Raw genomic sequence first — 911 nt, forward strand, 5'->3', positions numbered from 1 at the left:
GCCGGCACGTGCCCCGCGCATGAAGATTCAGGAATGGCGGCGGAACGACGCCAGGAATACGCCGGCCAGGATGAACAACGACCCGAAGGTGCGGTTCATCCAGCGGATGTGCTTGGCGTCGCGCAACAGGCGCAGCACGCGCGCCGCCAGCAGCGTATACACGCCCATGGCGACCAGATCGGTGAAGGCCAGCGTGCCGGCCAGCGCCGCGTACTGCGGCGTCAGCGCCAGCGCCGGGTCCACGAATTGCGGCACCACGGCCAGCAGGAACACCGTGCCCTTGGGGTTCATGGTGTTGATCAGGAACCCGCGCATGACGAGTTCCCGGATCGACGCCTGCTTGGGATCGCCCGCATCCACCGCGACAGGCGCGGCATCGGTGCGGATCTGGCGCACGCCCAGGTAGATCAGGTAGGCCACGCCCAGGTACTTGACCACATTGAAGGCCATTTCGGACGTAGCCAGCACCGCGCCCAACCCCACGGCCACGACGACAAACTGGAACAGGATGCCCATGATGAGGCCGGCCGTGTTCCAGTAGCCGCGTGCGAAGCCGTACTTCAAGCCAGAGGACATCGCGGAGATCGCGCCCGCCCCGGGTGAGAACGAAATGGCCCAGGAGGCCAGGAAGAACGTCAACCAGGTGGATAAGGGCATGATGGCGCGGGTCCTTGGATCGCAGGATTCGGGGTGTCGGTGATATTACCTGCTTGGTGTTACTTGCCCAGCAATGCCGCGCGCGGGCCGCCTGCGGGGCGCCCCTGAGCCGGCCGGGGAGCAGCCCCTTCCGGACGGCGCTGGCTTTGCTGCGGGCGGCTTTCGCCGCGGCCGGCGTGGGCCGGACGATCAGCAGGCTTGCCGTCGCGCGGGCCGCCATTGGCGCGGCCTTCGCCGCCGGCACGGGCCGGCGC

Annotated in this window: 1 protein-coding gene and 1 pseudogene; both read right to left on the reverse strand. The window is 68.2% G+C overall.

Annotated features, from left to right (window positions below; genetic code table 11):
* Window positions 1-27: 27 nt before the first annotated feature.
* Window positions 28-657, reverse strand: a complete 630-nt coding sequence (locus tag ACE039_RS22610) for a LysE family translocator (RefSeq protein ID WP_105559365.1) — start codon at window positions 655-657, stop codon at window positions 28-30.
* A 59-nt stretch (window positions 658-716) separates the two neighbouring features.
* Window positions 717-911 (reverse strand): annotated as a pseudogene (locus tag ACE039_RS22615) (DEAD/DEAH box helicase); the annotation flags it as partial.

It is taken from the genome of Achromobacter maghribensis (assembly GCF_057334215.1).